Source organism: Pseudomonas sp. NFX15 (genome assembly GCF_049132105.1).
Lineage (GTDB): Bacteria > Pseudomonadota > Gammaproteobacteria > Pseudomonadales > Pseudomonadaceae > Aquipseudomonas.
Genome location: NZ_JAFMPV010000006.1, coordinates 192,312 through 206,951, shown reverse-complemented (window position 1 = coordinate 206,951; position 14,640 = coordinate 192,312). Strand labels below are relative to the sequence as shown.

Genomic DNA, 14,640 nt, shown 5'->3' with positions numbered 1-14,640 from the left:
GCTCGCGATAGGGCCCTGCGCGACAACATAAATCTCAAGGCTCCAACCCGATCCCCCGCAAAATCACACGGGTCACCGTCTGCACGGCCTTCTCGAACTGCATGTCCGACAGCGGCTGGTGGTCGTTGAGAATGTTCACCTGGTGATCGAAGTCGGCATAGTGCTGGGTCGAGGCCCAGATCATGTACAGCAGGCTCGACGGCTCCACCGGCAGGATGCGTTTGTCGTCCACCCACTGGCGGATTTTCGCTTCCTTCATCTTGGCCCAATCGTAAAGGCTCGCGTCCAGTGCTTCGCCCAGCGTCGGGGCGCCGTGGATGATTTCATTGGCCCAGACTTTCGACCCGTAAGGCCGGCTGCGGGAATGGTTCATCTTGGCGCGGATGTAGCTGCTGAGCACCACGCGGGGATCATCGAACATCTCGAAGCACAGCGCGTCCTGCTTCCAGACTTCCAGCAGGTCGAACAATACCGCGCTGTACAGTTCGGTCTTGGTGCTGAAGTAGTAATGCAGGTTGGAGCGCGGCAGTTGCACCTCGGCGGCGATGTCGGCCATGGCCGTGCTGCCGAAGCCCTTTTCAGCGAAGACCTTTTCCGCCCCCAGGAGGATTTTTTCGACGTTAGTGCGACGAATCTCGATCTTGTGATTGCCCATGCGGGTCCCCGACAACAACGTTGAGCAAGACTAGCATCCGCTCTGACTGCGGTGACAGGCTAAATCGAAACTTCGTACAGGCGCTGTCGTAAAGCTAAACTCTGTGCACTTGGAAACTGCCTGAGGTACTCACGATGCTGCTCAAGAAAACCCTGACCGTCGCGGCCCTGCTCGGCTCGCTGCTCGCCGCTTCTTCGGTGTTCGCCCATGCCCACCTGAAAAGCCAGACGCCAGCCGCCGACAGCACCGTGGCGGCACCCGCGCAACTGCGCCTGGTGTTCTCCGAAGGGGTCGAAGCCAGCTTCACCAAAGTCACCCTGACCCGCGATGGCGCCCCCGTGGCAGTCAAAGCGCTGACCACCGAAGGCAGCGACAAGAAGACCCTGATCGTCACACCGGACGCGCCGTTGACTGCCGGCGCCTACAAAGTCGAATGGCACGCCGTGTCGGTCGACACCCACAAAAGCGAAGGTGCCTACGCCTTCAAGGTGGCCCAGTAATCCATGGCGAGCGCGTTGGTGCTGTGCCGCTTCCTGCATTTCATCGTGGTGTTGATGCTGTTCGGGGCCTGGGTGTTCAGGCCCTTGCTGCTGCGTGGCGAAAGCGCACTGGATCCGCGGCTGGCACGCCTCTCGCGCTGGCTGGCGGTGGTGGCGTTGGCCAGCGGGGTCTGCTGGTTAGTGCTGATCACCGCCAGCATGGCCGGAACCTGGGACGCCGCGTTCGATCCAGCCACCCTGCAATTGGTGCTGGGCAATACTTTTTTCGGCCAGGTCTGGCGCTGGCACTTGCTGTTTAACCTGATACTGGTGGCGCTATTGCTGACGCCACTGCGGGCCAGCCTTGTACTGCGTCTGGTCCTTGGCGGGCTGCTGCTGGCTACGCTGGCTCCGATCGGCCATGGCGCGATGCTCGATGGCATCGCCGGGCAATTGCTGATCCTCAATCAACTCGTCCACTTGATCTGCGTGGGTGCCTGGCTCGGCGGCTTGATGCTACTGGTGATGATTTTGCGGGCGCCTGCGGAGCATTCGATTCGCGTGATGTTGCAGCGCTTCAGCGGTGTCGGTTACGGCCTGGTCGCGGGCCTGCTGATCACCGGGCTGATCAATGTGCGGGTGCTGACCGGGGCGTTCTGGCCGACGCCGTTGTTCACCGGGTTCGCCTTGATTTTGCTGATCAAGGCTGCATTGGTGGTGACGATGCTGGGCCTGGCGTTCTTCAACCGACTGCGCATCGATGACTGCGAACAGCGTCTGCCAGCCCTGCGCACCAGCGTGATGCTGGAGTGGATGCTGGGCATCGGCGCCGTCGCTGCAGTCTCGCTGCTGGGCACCCTGCCCCCGATGATTTCCGCCTGAACCCACACCCCCCTTGTAGGCGCTGGCTTGCCAGCGAAAGCGCTCTACCCGCCACTAGTGATGTGCCTGAAAGGACGCCTTCGCTGGCAAGCCAGCGCCTACAGGTTCTTTGGTAGCCGGCCTGCCGCTGCATGTCGTCGTACAACTTCCGGTTGACATCCCTTTAAAATCCCGCAAATATCGCTTCAAATGTTGTACGACGACGTATGACAATCATAAAAACAAGAAACAATGGAGCGTCAATGTGAGCAAGCTCGTCCGCAATTCGTCCGTCCGTTCTTCGCAACCACGCTTTTCCCGTCGTCATACCCTGAGCCTGATCGGCTGCAGCGGTCTTGTCCTCGCCCTGCCGCTGACCAGCCAGGCCGAAGGTTTCGCCGATGACGCCAAGGCCACGCTGAATCTGCGCAACGCCTACTTCAACCGCAACTTCACCAACCCGGCCTACCCACAAGGCAAGGCTGAAGAGTGGACGCAAAACTTCATTCTCGATGCCAAGTCCGGCTTCACCCAGGGTACCGTCGGGTTCGGCCTGGATGTGCTGGGCCTGTACTCGGTCAAGCTCGATGGCGGCAAAGGCACCGGTGGCACCCAGCTGCTGCCGCTGGACCATGATGGCCGCCCGGCCGACACCTTTGGCCACACCAACGTGGCGTTCAAGACCCGGCTGTCGCAGACCGAAGTCAAGGTCGGCGAGTGGATGCCGGTGTTGCCGATCCTGCGTTCGGACGACGGCCGTTCCCTGCCGCAAACCTTCCGTGGCGGCCAGGTCACGTCGAAAGAAATCGACGGCTTGACGCTCTACGGCGGCCAGTTCCGCGCCAACAGCCCGCGCAACGATTCGAGCATGGGCGACATGTTCATGAACGGCAAAACGGCGTTCACCTCGGACCGTTTCAACTTCGGTGGCGGCGAGTACCTGTTCAACGAAAAACGCACGCAAGTGGGCGTCTGGTACTCGGAACTCAGCGACATCTATCAGCAGCAGTTCTACAACGTGATCCACACCCAGCCTGTCGGCGACTGGACCCTGGGCGCCAACCTCGGCTACTTCATCGGCAAGGAAAACGGCAGCGCCCTGGCCGGCGATCTCGACAACAAAACCGCCTTCGCCCTGCTTTCGGCCAAGTACGGCGGCAGCACGTTCTATGTCGGCCTGCAAAAACTGACCGGCGATGATCTGTGGATGCGGGTCAACGGCACCAGCGGCGGCACCCTGGCCAACGACAGCTACAACTCCAGCTACGACAACGCCCGGGAAAAATCCTGGCAGGTTCGTCACGACTATAACTTCGTCGCCCTCGGTATTCCCGGCCTGACCCTGATGAACCGCTACATCAGCGGTGACAACGTGCACACCGGCGCCATCACCGACGGCAAGGAATGGGGCCGCGAATCGGAACTGGCCTACACGGTGCAGAGCGGTCCGCTGAAAAACCTCAACGTGAAGTGGCGCAACGCGAGCATCCGCAAGAACTTCAGCACCAACGAGTTCGATGAAAACCGGGTCTTCATCAGCTACCCGATCAGCCTGCTGTAAACACAAAGCCCTTGTAGGAGCGGGCTTGCCAGCGACAGCGTCGGGTCAGCCGCCGCAGGTATCGAATGAGCTACCGCCTTCGCTGGCATGCCAGCTCCTACAGGATACGATGCGTGTTGCAATGACCCTCCGTCCCTTTCGGCCCAGCGTGCGTTGACAAGCAACGGACACCCTAACGATACTTCGGCAAAGTCGTACGACAACCTACAACGATTCAATAACAACAACTGCGTGTCCAGGATTCCCATGACGACCACTACAACCACCCAAACGCCTTTCAATCGCCTGCTGCTGACCGGCGCCGCCGGTGGCCTGGGGAAAATCCTGCGCGAAAGCCTGCGACCCTACGCCAACGTGATTCGCCTGTCGGACATCGCCGACATCGCCCCGGCGATGGATGACCGTGAAGAAGTCGTACCCTGCGACCTGGCCGACAAACAAGCGGTGCATCAACTGGTCGAAGGCGTGGACGCAATCCTGCACTTTGGCGGCGTGTCCACCGAGCGCTCGTTTGAAGAGATCCTCGGTGCCAACATCTGCGGCGTGTTCCACATCTACGAAGCGGCGCGCCGCCACGGCGTGAAGCGGGTGATCTTCGCCAGCTCCAACCATGTGATCGGCTTCTACAAGCAAGACGAAGTCATCGACGCCCACTCCCCTCGCCGCCCGGACAGCTACTACGGTTTGTCCAAATCCTACGGCGAAGACATGGCCACATTCTATTTCGACCGCTATGGCATCGAGACCGTCAGCGTGCGCATCGGCTCTTCGTTCCCTGTGCCGCAAAACCGCCGGATGATGAGCACCTGGCTGAGCTTTGGCGACCTCACCCAATTGCTCGAACGCGCGCTGTACACGCCAAATGTCGGCCACACCGTGGTCTACGGCATGTCCGACAACAAGGACATCTGGTGGGACAACCGCTTTGCCACGGCCCTGGGTTATGCCCCGAACGACAGCTCCGAAGTGTTCCGCGAACAGGTCGAAGCCCTGCCGCTGCCGGCTGCCAATGACCCGACGCGGGTCTATCAGGGCGGCGCCTTTTGCGCAGCCGGGCCATTCGGCGACTAAGCCTTCGCGCCCGCAGGGTCCCCACAACAAAAACCAAGGGAATGAGTTGCCATGCAAGCCGAATTGATTGTCGATGCCCGCAACGCGGTCGGTGAAAGCCCGGTCTGGGTGCCCGAGGAAAACGCCCTGTACTGGGTCGATATTCCCGCGGGCGACTTGCAACGCTGGAGCGCCGATGGCGGACAGGTTGAGTCCTGGAAAACCCCGGAGATGCTCGCCTGCATCGCACGTCACCGCGACGGCGGCTGGGTCGCCGGCATGGAAAGCGGGTTCTTCCGCTTGCATCCACGCGACGATGGCAGCCTCGACAGCGAGTTGCTGGCCCACGTCGACCATACTCGCGACGACATGCGTTTGAACGATGGGCGTTGCGATCGTCAGGGCCGCTTCTGGGCCGGCAGCATGGTGTTGAACATGGGCGCCAATGCCGCCAACGGCACGTTGTATCGCTACAGCGCCGGGCAACGTGGCCCGCTCGACGCCCGGCTGAACGGCTTTCTGGTGCCCAACGGCCTGGGTTTCAGCCCGGACGGACGCACGATGTATTTGTCTGACTCCCACCCGCAGGTCCAGCAGATCTGGGCCTTCGACTACGACATCGACACCGGCACACCCTCCAGGCGCCGCGTGTTCGTGGACATGAACCAGTATTGCGGACGCCCTGACGGCGCGGCAGTCGATGCCGAAGGCTGCTACTGGATTTGCGCCAACGACGCCGGTTTGATCCACCGATTTACCCCCGATGGTCGACTCGACCGTTCCCTCGCCGTACCGGTGAAAAAACCCACCATGTGCGCCTTCGGTGGCGCTCGACTGGACACGCTGTTCGTGACCTCGATCCGCCCCGGCGACGACCATGACCCGCAATCACTGGCCGGTGGCGTGTTCGCCCTCGACCCCGGCGTCAAGGGATTACCGGAACCCCTGTTCAACGCTTGAACCTTCTCGCAACAAAACGCTTGTGCTGCATCGCTGTGCCTTGAATAAAAAAAACAACAAAACTGGAGACACCCCCAATGGACTTCAAACGCACCTTGCTCGCCGCTGCACTTCCCCTCACCGCAACACTCGCCTTTACCCTCAGCAGCGCCGCCCAGGCACTGGAAATCAAATTTGCCGATATCCACCCCGCCGGTTATCCGACCGTGGTGGCGGAAGAACAACTGGGCAAAACCCTGGTCACCGACAGCAATGGAGCCCTGACCTTCAAGATGTTCGCCGGCGGTGTGCTCGGCTCGGAAAAGGAAGTGGTCGAACAGGCCCAGGTCGGCGCCATCCAGATGGCTCGCGTCAGCCTCGGGATCGTCGGCCCGGTGGTGCCGGACGTGAATGTGTTCAACATGCCGTTCGTGTTCCGTGACCAGGCTCACATGCGCAAGATCATCGACGGCGAAATCGGCGACGAAATCCTCGACAAGATCACTCACTCCGAATTCAACCTGGTGGCCCTGGCCTGGATGGATGGCGGCACGCGCAACCTCTACACCAAGAAACCGGTGCGCAGCCTGGCAGACCTCAAGGGCATGAAAATTCGCGTGCAAGGCAACCCGATGTTCATCGAAACCATCAATGCCATGGGCGGTAACGGCATCGCGATGGACACCGGCGAAATTTTCAGCGCCCTGCAAACCGGGGTGATCGACGGCGCCGAAAACAACCCGCCGACCATGCTCGAACACAACCACTACCAGAACGCCAAGTTCTACAGCCTGACCGGGCACCTGATCCTGCCCGAGCCGATCGTAATGTCGAAAACCACCTGGGAAAAACTTACGCCCGAGCAGCAGACCCTGGTGAAGAAAGCCGCCAAGGCAGCCCAGGCCCAGGAACGCACCCTGTGGGACGCGAAATCGGCCAGCAGCGAGGAGAAGCTCAAGGCCGCCGGCGTCGAGTTCATCACCGTCGACAAAAAACCTTTCTACGAAGCAACCGCCTCGATCCGCGAAAAATACGGCGCACCCTACGCCGACCTGATCAAGCGCATCGAAGCCGTTCAGTAACCCTCCCGCATTCAAGAAAGGCCCGGCGCCGCTGACGTTGGTGTACGTCAGTGCGCGCCCGGTTACGGTGGAACCCGATGAAGAATCTGCTGCTAGGCATCAATGACAAGCTCTACATGACCTGTATCTGGGTCGCAGGGCTCTGCGTGCTGGCCATTGCGTTAATCATTCCCTGGGGCGTTTTTGCCCGCTACGTACTCGGCACCGGCTCCAGCTGGCCGGAGCCCACCGCCATTCTGCTGATGATGGTGTTCACCTTCATCGGCGCTGCCGCCAGTTATCGGTCGGGCTCGCACATGGCAGTGGCCATGCTCACCGACCGCCTGGCGCCGCAACTGCGCAAGGCCTCGGCCATACTCGCGCAACTGCTGATGGCGACCATCTGCCTGTTCATGGCCATCTGGGGCAGCAAGCTGTGCCTGTCGACCTGGAACCAGTTCATGAGCGCCCTGCCAACATTGCGAGTGGGCATCACCTACTTGCCGATACCGGTTGGTGGTGTATTGACGCTGGTGTTTGTCCTGGAAAAACTCTTGCTCGGTGACCAGAGCAACCGCCGGGTCGTGCGTTTCGACCTCGTTGAAGAAAACGAAGGGGCTGCCTGAATGGACGCATTTATCCTGTTGGGCAGTTTTATCGCGTTGATCCTGATCGGCATGCCGGTCGCCTACGCATTGGGGTTTGCCGCACTGATCGGCGCGTGGTGGATCGACATCCCGTTCCAGGCGCTGATGATTCAGGTCGCCGGAGGCGTGAACAAGTTCTCCCTGCTGGCCATCCCATTTTTCGTCCTGGCCGGCGCGATCATGGCCGAGGGTGGCATGTCCCGGCGCCTGGTGGCGTTCGCCGGGGTCTTGGTGGGGTTTGTGCGTGGCGGCTTGTCGCTGGTCAATATCATGGCCTCGACGTTTTTTGGCGCGATTTCCGGTTCCTCGGTGGCAGACACAGCCTCGGTCGGTTCGGTGCTGATTCCGGAAATGGAACGTCGTGGCTATCCCCGCGAGTTCGCCACGGCGGTAACCGTCAGTGGTTCGGTGCAAGCGCTGCTGACGCCACCGAGCCACAATTCGGTGCTCTACTCGCTGGCCGCCGGCGGCACGGTATCGATTGCCTCACTGTTCATGGCCGGCGTGGTACCGGGCCTGTTGATGAGTGCGTGCCTGATGGTGCTGTGCCTGATCTTCGCCAAAAAGCGTGACTACCCCAAAGGTGAAGTCATCCCGATGCGCGAAGCGCTGAAAATCTGCGGCGAAGCGCTGTGGGGGCTGATGGCGATGGTGATCATCCTCGGCGGCATTCTGTCGGGTATTTTCACCGCCACCGAATCGGCGGCGATTGCGGTGCTGTGGTCATTCTTCGTGACCATGTTCATTTACCGCGACTACAAGTGGAGTGAACTGCCGAAGCTGATGCACCGTACCGTGCGGACGATTTCGATCGTGATGATCCTGATCGGCTTCGCCGCGAGCTTCGGCTACGTCATGACCCTGATGCAGATCCCCGCGAAGATCACCACGCTGTTCCTGACCCTGTCGGATAACCGCTACGTGATCCTGATGTGCATCAACGTCATGCTGCTGTTGCTCGGCACGGTGATGGACATGGCGCCACTGATCCTGATCCTTACGCCGATCCTGATGCCGGTGATCCTGGGGATTGGCGTGGACCCGGTGCAGTTCGGCATGATCATGCTGGTGAACCTGGGGATTGGTCTGATTACACCGCCAGTGGGTGCGGTACTGTTTGTGGGGTCGGCCGTGGGTAAAGTCAGTATCGAAACAACCGTCAAGGCGCTGATGCCGTTCTACGCCGTGCTGTTCCTGGTGTTGCTGGCCGTGACCTACATTCCGGCACTGTCGCTGTGGTTGCCGCATTTGGTGTTGTAACGCTGTTCTGCAGGAGCCGGCTTGCTGGCGAAGTCGGGTTCAAGGCCGCCTTCGCCGGCAAGCCGGCTCCTGCAAAAGGCACCCCGTATTCATTCAAATCGCAGGTCAAAATGACGCCAAGTCTCTTCGAGCTCAACGACGAGCTCACCCGTCTCACCCTGGCCCCGGAACTCGGCGCCAGCATCGTCAACTGGACAGTGCGCGGCAGCGGGCAACCTTTGTTGCGTCACAGTGACGCCCATGCGCTGAACACTGGCCTGCCTGGCAAACTCGGCTGTTTTCCCTTGGTCCCCTGGTCCAATCGTATCGCCGAAGGCGGTTTCGATTGCCCCGATGGCTGGCTGGCACTGGCGCCCAACAGCCTCACCGACCCGCTGCCGATTCACGGTAGCGCCTGGCAGCAACCGTGGCAGGTGGTTTCCCGGACTCAGGATGAACTCGTCCTGCAACTCGACAGCGCAACGCCCTTCGCCTATCGCGCCCGGCAACGTTTCCACCTGAGCGCGGGCAAGCTGAGCATCGACCTGCAGGTCACGCATCTGGCAGAACAGGCTGCATGGCACGGCTTGGGACTGCATCCGTACCTGCCGCGCACGCCGCACACCCGGCTACAGGCGCCCGCTCGGCAGGTGTGGTTGTGCGACGGGGCAAAACTGCCGACCGAACTGAGTGCGTTGCCGGCCGAGTGGGATTTCCGGCAACCCAAGGCATTGCCCGAATCACTGCTGGACAATGGTTTTTGCGAATGGGATGGCCACTGCCTGATCGAGCAGGCGGACCTGGGTTACGCCCTGGAGTGCCAGGCCACCGGCAGCGATTATTACTTGCTCTATTGCCCGGTGGGCCTGGAGTTTTTTTGCATCGAACCGGTGAGTCATCCGGTCAATGCGCACCACCTGCCGGGTCGGCCAGGGCTGCGTTTGCTCGAGCGAGGCCAATCCATGGCACTCGGTTTCAGCCTGCAATACCGCGCGTTGTAAGGCTCAGGCACGGAACATCATGTAGACGGCGACGATCAGGCAAACACTGGCGAAGCCGATCTGCAACGCCCGTGCCGGCACTCGCGCACACAGTTTGCGACCAACGATCATGCCGACGACGCTCGCGCCAATGAACGTCGCGCCGACGCTGTCGATGCGCACCCCGGCGTGAAACGCACCAACCACACCGATGGCCGAAATCAGGCTGATCACCATCAGCGACGTCGCGACAATCCCGCGCATCTGCACATCGGTCAGTTGCTTGAAGGCCGGCACGATCAGAAAACCGCCGCCGACCCCGAGCAAGCCCGAGACCACGCCGGTCACAGCCCCGAGCGCGGCAAGGGTCGCGGTGCATTTGGCGGTCCAGGAAAAGCGCCCGGTCTGCTGGTCGAGCATGCAGTTCTTCTGGCCCCAGTTGGCATGGCCGTGATCGCTCGGACCTTCATCCTTACGTTCACGGCGCAACATGCGCCAGGCCACCATGACCATCAGCAGGCTGAACAGGATCATCAGGATTTTTTCCGGCAACTGATGGGCGAAGTAAATGCCCACCGGCGAAAACACCGCACCGAGCGCGGCAATCAACAACGCGGCGCGATAACGCACCAGGCCATGGCGCAAGCCGTCAATGGCGCCGACCGCTGCCGCACTGCCCACCGCAAACAGCGCCACCGGAGCGGCCTGGGTCATGCTCCAGCCCAAGCCCAATACTAGGGCCGGTACCGCGAGAATCCCGCCACCCGCTCCGGTCAGGCCCAACACCAAACCCATTACCACGCCAAACAAAGCTGCCAGCAACATAGTGAGTTCTCAGTCGACCTTGGACACTTGCGTCAGCCATTCGCGGCCCTTGAGCATGCCGTTCCAATAGAACCAGGGTAGCAATGTCGCCTTCAGCCACCACGCTGAACGGCGCGGTTTCGTGGGGTCCAGGGCGAAGGTCGGGAGCAATTTACCGGCGTAGCCGAACTCGGCGAGGATCACCTTGCCCTTCTCCACCGTCAGCGGGCAGGAACCGTAGCCGTCGTACTTTAACGGCAGCGGTTGTTGCCTGCGCAAGGCCAGCAGGTTTTCGGCCACTACCACGATTTGCTTGCGTACCGCCGCGGCGGTCTTGGCATTGCCGGTGCCGCAGATGTCGCCCAGCCCAAACACCTCCGGGTAACGCGGATGCTGCAGGCTGTACGGATCGACTTCACACCAGCCAGCGGCATCGGCCAGCGGGCTTTGGGCAATGAAGTCCGCGGGCACCTGAGGTGGCACGACATGCAGCAGGTCAAAGGTTTTTGCCTGGCGGGTGACCTTGCCGTCGGCGTCCTTGACCTCGAACCACGCGGTTTTCGCCGGGCCATCGACCTTGACCAGGTTCGAGTTGAACGCCAACCGGGCGTTGTATTTCTCGATGTACTTCATCAGCGGCGGGACAAAGGTCGCGACGCCAAACAACGCCGCGCCCGCGAGATTGAATTCGACATCGATGTTGTTCAGCACAGCCGTTTTGCGCCAGTGATCGCAGGACAGGTACAGCGCCTTTTGCGGCGCTCCAGCGCATTTGATCGGCATGGCCGGCTGGGTGAACAGGGCTTTGCCGCCGCGCAGTTTCTGCACCTGGTCCCAGGTGTAGGTCGCGTGCCGGTAGCTGTAATTGGAGGTGACGCCGTGCTGGCCGAGCGACGCTTCCAGGCCTTCGATTTTCTCCCAGGCCAGGCGCAGCCCCGGGCAGACGATCAGGTTTTGATAACGGAGCGTGCGCCCATCATCCAGGCTCAGTTGGCGCTGATCGGGGTCGATGCCGGTCACCGCCGCCTGCAACCACCGGGCGCCACGCGGCATCACCGACGCCATCGGCCGCACGGTATTTTCCACGTGGTAGGCGCCACCGCCGACCAGCGTCCACGCTGGCTGGTAAAAATGCCGGGCGCTGGGTTCGATCACGGTGATGTTGAGCTGCGGATCGCGCTTGAGCAGGCTGGCAACGAAACCGATGCCTGCCGTGCCGCCGCCGATGACCACGATATCTGCACTGATGGATGGGCCCCAGTGTTGATCGTTCATTGCTTGTTCCTTTTGCTGCACGCAAGGGTTGATGCGGGTTGCGACACAAAAAATCCTACCGGTTCGGCGTGTTGTTCAGGGTTGTTCCCAACTCTTGAGCACCGCACCGCAGTAAAGTCCGGACAGGGTTTTCATCACCTGGATCACTTCATGACTGGCCAGACCGTAGAAAATGTACTTGCCTTCACGACGGGTCGCGACCAATCCCTCGTCGCGCAGGATGCCCAATTGCTGGGACAGGGTCGGTTGCCGTACACCGGTCATTTTTTCCAGCTCGCCCACGTTGCGTTCGCCCTGGGTCAACTGGCACAGGATCAACAAGCGATCTTCATTGGCCAGGGCCTTGAGGAGCGCACACGCCTTGGAGGCCGAAGCGCGCAGTTGGGCGACTTCACATTCGGTCAGACTGGATTGCATTTGCAGGATGCCTTCAACGTCACTTAAGCTGCGAACATTATGTTTAAACATAAAGTGTTGCAACCCATGACTGAATTTTCGTCCTATTGCACAGGTTCCCGCCCATGCCCGCGCTGATTGAAGCTTTCCTCGACCCGGCCTCCTCGACCTACAGCTATGTGGTCTACGAAGCCGATGGCGGTCAGTGTGCGATTGTCGACCCGGTGCTCGATTACGATGGCGCGTCCGGGCGCACTGCGACCGACCAGGCCGACAAAATCATCGGCTTCGTCCGCGCCCACCACTTGCAAGTGCAATGGCTGCTGGAAACCCACGCCCACGCCGATCACCTGTCGGCCGCGCCCTATTTGCGCCGGGAACTGGGCGGCAAGATCGCCATCGGCAAATCCATCAGCAAGGTCCAGGACGTGTTCAAGACACTGTTCAATCTGGAACCGGACTTTCGCGTCGACGGTTCGCAATTCGATCACCTGTTCGCCCCCGATGAGTCGTTCATGATCGGCAACCTCAAGGCAACCGCGCTGCACGTGCCCGGCCATACCCCGGCGGACATGGCGTACCTGGTCGACGGCGATGTGATCCTGGCCGGCGATACGATGTTCATGCCGGACGTCGGCACGGCACGCTGCGATTTCCCCGGCGGCAATGCCAACCAGATGTTCGCCTCGATCCACAAACTGCTGGCCTTCCCCGCCAGCGTGCGGTTGTACGTGTGCCACGACTACCCGCCTGAAGGCCGCGCCGCGCAATGCATGTCAACCGTGGGTGAACAGCGCCAACACAACATTCATATACGCGACGGCATCGACGAAAATGCGTTCGTCGAAATGCGCACCCGGCGCGATGCGGGGCTCGGCATGCCGACGCTGTTGCTGCCGGCGATCCAGGTGAATGTGCGGGCGGGGAATATGCCGCCCGCCGAAGACAACGGCGTGACTTATTTGAAGATACCGATCAATCAGCTTTGACTGTCGGGCAGCACCTCCTGCATGTCCCACTGCCCGCTTGCAACGCGGAAGGTAAACGCAAGCACCTGCCCTGGCGCAATGACATGTTCAATTTCACTCGTGGGCAGCGGGTGACTGATTCGAGTGGCATACGGTGCTTTGCTCACGATCAGCACCACACTGTTGGCTGGCGCAACGTCCGGCAGGTACACCAATGGCGCGTAGTTGCCGACTGACACGGTATAGCGGACAAATTTCTCGCCGTCGCTGGGGGCCGCAATCACGTACCCGTGTTCATTCGGCGAACAATCACGCACCTGGAGCGCCCAACGGCGCGAGCTATCCAGACACACCAACGCGACAGCCTCCCCCTTCGATAAACGGACACCCGGCAGCGGGACATCACTGCCATGCAAATCCAGCTTACATTCCGCGTCCGTGTCCGAAACGATCAGCAAGCGGTGAGGTTCGTCATTCAAAATCGGCGGCAGCGCCAGGGTTGCAGCCCAGTGCGTGTCATCAATTCGCACAATCATGTGACGGGCATCAGGCATGCCCTGTATAGCTGCATTTCCCGGGCTGGCCTGTACAACATCCGGGATGCCCATTGCGCGGCTGCGGTACTGATTGGAGTAGATGATGTTATCCACCAGGCGATGGCGTAACGACCAATCACAATTGATGATGAAGTATTTCATGATCGGGTAACTGGCATTGCCGGCGGCAAACCAGGACATGAGCGAGCCGGAAATATCGCTGGGGATGAAAGTCCATGGCGACATTCGATGGGCTTGAATAGCCCTCAACTCACCTGCCGGTTTGACCTCGTTGCCCACTTGATCAATAAACACTTTGAGTTGATCGTCGGAGGGGGTGTTGACACCTATCCAGCGTTGATTGACGCCCTCCCAGAAAAGCGCGTCCCGGGGATTGGTGTTATAGGAAATGACAACATTTTTTTGACCGGGTAATGCCCAAATTTGCGATACCGTCAGATCCCGATACAAAGGCGATATGATTGCGCTGCCAAAAGAGGTCTTCAAAATATCATTCAGCTCATCGTGGGCCACGGCTGTAAAGTTCCGGAACCGATGAAAATTCAGAATCACAATCTCGCGCTTGGCGTCCCAGTTAGGCGCGTAATGAAACATTAGCACCCCATCAATAATATCGCCCTTGACTGTGCGCCCGTTGTTCGTTGAGTGAAAGATGGAAAACCGGCGTGGATCACCCATCGAGTATCCGGAATAATATTGAACCCTCAGGTCCAGCACACGAATACCGGCCTCCAATTGATGAAACGGTGCAACGTCCTGGCAAACTTCCATACTGGGTGTAGACGCTGCTGTTTTGTCGAAACCCGAATTATGTGTGCCGGGTAAAATCGCCATGTGAATCGGTATATTGCGAACGACACCGTAGGTTCCCATCCAGGACGTTCGAACATTATTGAAGGGTCTGCAAATCCCACCACCCCAGCTTCCGTTGGGACACCATCCGGCGGTAATCCCGGTCTCTCTTTCCAGCGCAGTCGGCCCGGGACCACCGTCCAGTAACGGCTGGAGATCGATCAAGTCCGGTCCGCCCATGTCGCCAACAAACGGGTCAAAAACAGGCGGAATATATTCTTTTATATTTCCATGGTCATCCAGATCATCAGGATTGACGTCCAAAGAATAGGCCAAAGCAACTTTATCAAGTACGGATTTCATTATGTTTCGCTCT

15 protein-coding genes are annotated in these 14,640 nt (G+C 60.0%); 10 read left to right on the top strand and 5 right to left on the bottom strand.

Going from position 1 to position 14,640, the window contains the following annotated elements; all coding sequences use genetic code 11:
* Nucleotides 1-34 precede the first annotated feature (34 nt).
* Nucleotides 35-655, bottom strand: a complete 621-nt coding sequence (locus tag J1D76_RS09430) for a TetR/AcrR family transcriptional regulator (RefSeq protein WP_421138038.1) — start codon at nucleotides 653-655, stop codon at nucleotides 35-37.
* A gap of 134 nt (nucleotides 656-789) precedes the next feature.
* Between J1D76_RS09430 and copC the strand changes: the two genes are divergently transcribed.
* The 9 genes from copC (at nucleotide 790) to J1D76_RS09385 (ending at nucleotide 9,493) form a co-directional block, all read left to right on the top strand.
* Nucleotides 790-1,155: a copper homeostasis periplasmic binding protein CopC gene (gene copC, locus J1D76_RS09425; protein ID WP_421138037.1), complete on the top strand. Its 366-nt coding sequence runs from the start codon at nucleotides 790-792 to the stop codon at nucleotides 1,153-1,155.
* A 3-nt stretch (nucleotides 1,156-1,158) separates the two neighbouring features.
* Nucleotides 1,159-2,016, top strand: coding sequence for a copper homeostasis membrane protein CopD (gene copD, locus J1D76_RS09420; RefSeq protein WP_421138036.1), 858 nt, complete (start codon nucleotides 1,159-1,161; stop codon nucleotides 2,014-2,016).
* Nucleotides 2,017-2,260: 244 nt separating this feature from the next.
* Nucleotides 2,261-3,556: an OprD family porin gene (locus J1D76_RS09415; RefSeq protein ID WP_421138035.1), complete on the top strand. Its 1,296-nt coding sequence runs from the start codon at nucleotides 2,261-2,263 to the stop codon at nucleotides 3,554-3,556.
* A gap of 246 nt (nucleotides 3,557-3,802) precedes the next feature.
* On the top strand, nucleotides 3,803-4,627 hold the full coding sequence (locus tag J1D76_RS09410; protein WP_421138034.1) for an NAD-dependent epimerase/dehydratase family protein: 825 nt from the start codon (nucleotides 3,803-3,805) through the stop codon (nucleotides 4,625-4,627).
* A 51-nt stretch (nucleotides 4,628-4,678) separates the two neighbouring features.
* The gene (locus tag J1D76_RS09405; RefSeq protein WP_421138033.1) at nucleotides 4,679-5,566 is read left to right on the top strand and encodes an SMP-30/gluconolactonase/LRE family protein; all 888 of its coding nucleotides are present in this window, start codon (nucleotides 4,679-4,681) and stop codon (nucleotides 5,564-5,566) included.
* A gap of 77 nt (nucleotides 5,567-5,643) precedes the next feature.
* On the top strand, nucleotides 5,644-6,627 hold the full coding sequence (locus J1D76_RS09400) for a TRAP transporter substrate-binding protein (RefSeq protein WP_421138032.1): 984 nt from the start codon (nucleotides 5,644-5,646) through the stop codon (nucleotides 6,625-6,627).
* Between the two features lie 77 nt (nucleotides 6,628-6,704).
* Nucleotides 6,705-7,232, top strand: a complete 528-nt coding sequence (locus J1D76_RS09395; protein WP_421138031.1) for a TRAP transporter small permease — start codon at nucleotides 6,705-6,707, stop codon at nucleotides 7,230-7,232.
* Nucleotides 7,233-8,513 (top strand): TRAP transporter large permease, encoded by a 1,281-nt coding sequence (locus tag J1D76_RS09390; RefSeq protein ID WP_421138030.1) that lies wholly within the window; start codon nucleotides 7,233-7,235, stop codon nucleotides 8,511-8,513.
* A gap of 110 nt (nucleotides 8,514-8,623) precedes the next feature.
* Entirely contained in the window at nucleotides 8,624-9,493 is an 870-nt protein-coding gene (locus J1D76_RS09385) for an aldose 1-epimerase (protein ID WP_421138029.1), read from the top strand.
* 3 nt (nucleotides 9,494-9,496) lie between these two features.
* Here J1D76_RS09385 and J1D76_RS09380 read toward each other — a convergent pair whose 3' ends face one another.
* The 3 genes from J1D76_RS09380 to J1D76_RS09370 form a co-directional block, all read right to left on the bottom strand.
* Nucleotides 9,497-10,297 (bottom strand): sulfite exporter TauE/SafE family protein, encoded by an 801-nt coding sequence (locus J1D76_RS09380; RefSeq protein ID WP_421138028.1) that lies wholly within the window; start codon nucleotides 10,295-10,297, stop codon nucleotides 9,497-9,499.
* Nucleotides 10,298-10,306: 9 nt separating this feature from the next.
* Nucleotides 10,307-11,551 carry an FAD-dependent oxidoreductase gene (locus J1D76_RS09375; protein WP_421138027.1) on the bottom strand — a complete coding sequence of 415 codons (1,245 nt, stop codon included), beginning with the start codon at nucleotides 11,549-11,551 and terminating at the stop codon, nucleotides 10,307-10,309.
* Nucleotides 11,552-11,626: 75 nt separating this feature from the next.
* Nucleotides 11,627-11,968, bottom strand: coding sequence for an ArsR/SmtB family transcription factor (locus tag J1D76_RS09370; RefSeq protein WP_016775194.1), 342 nt, complete (start codon nucleotides 11,966-11,968; stop codon nucleotides 11,627-11,629).
* Between the two features lie 104 nt (nucleotides 11,969-12,072).
* Here J1D76_RS09370 and J1D76_RS09365 point away from each other — a divergent pair, with 104 nt between their 5' ends.
* Nucleotides 12,073-12,936, top strand: a complete 864-nt coding sequence (locus tag J1D76_RS09365; protein ID WP_421138026.1) for an MBL fold metallo-hydrolase — start codon at nucleotides 12,073-12,075, stop codon at nucleotides 12,934-12,936.
* On the opposite strand, the gene J1D76_RS09360 is transcribed toward J1D76_RS09365, so the two are convergent.
* A complete protein-coding gene (locus tag J1D76_RS09360) occupies nucleotides 12,927-14,627 on the bottom strand; it encodes a hypothetical protein (protein WP_421138025.1) in 1,701 nt (566 codons plus the stop codon). The two genes, J1D76_RS09365 and J1D76_RS09360, sit on opposite strands and share 10 nt — an antisense overlap.
* Nucleotides 14,628-14,640: the final 13 nt, after the last annotated feature.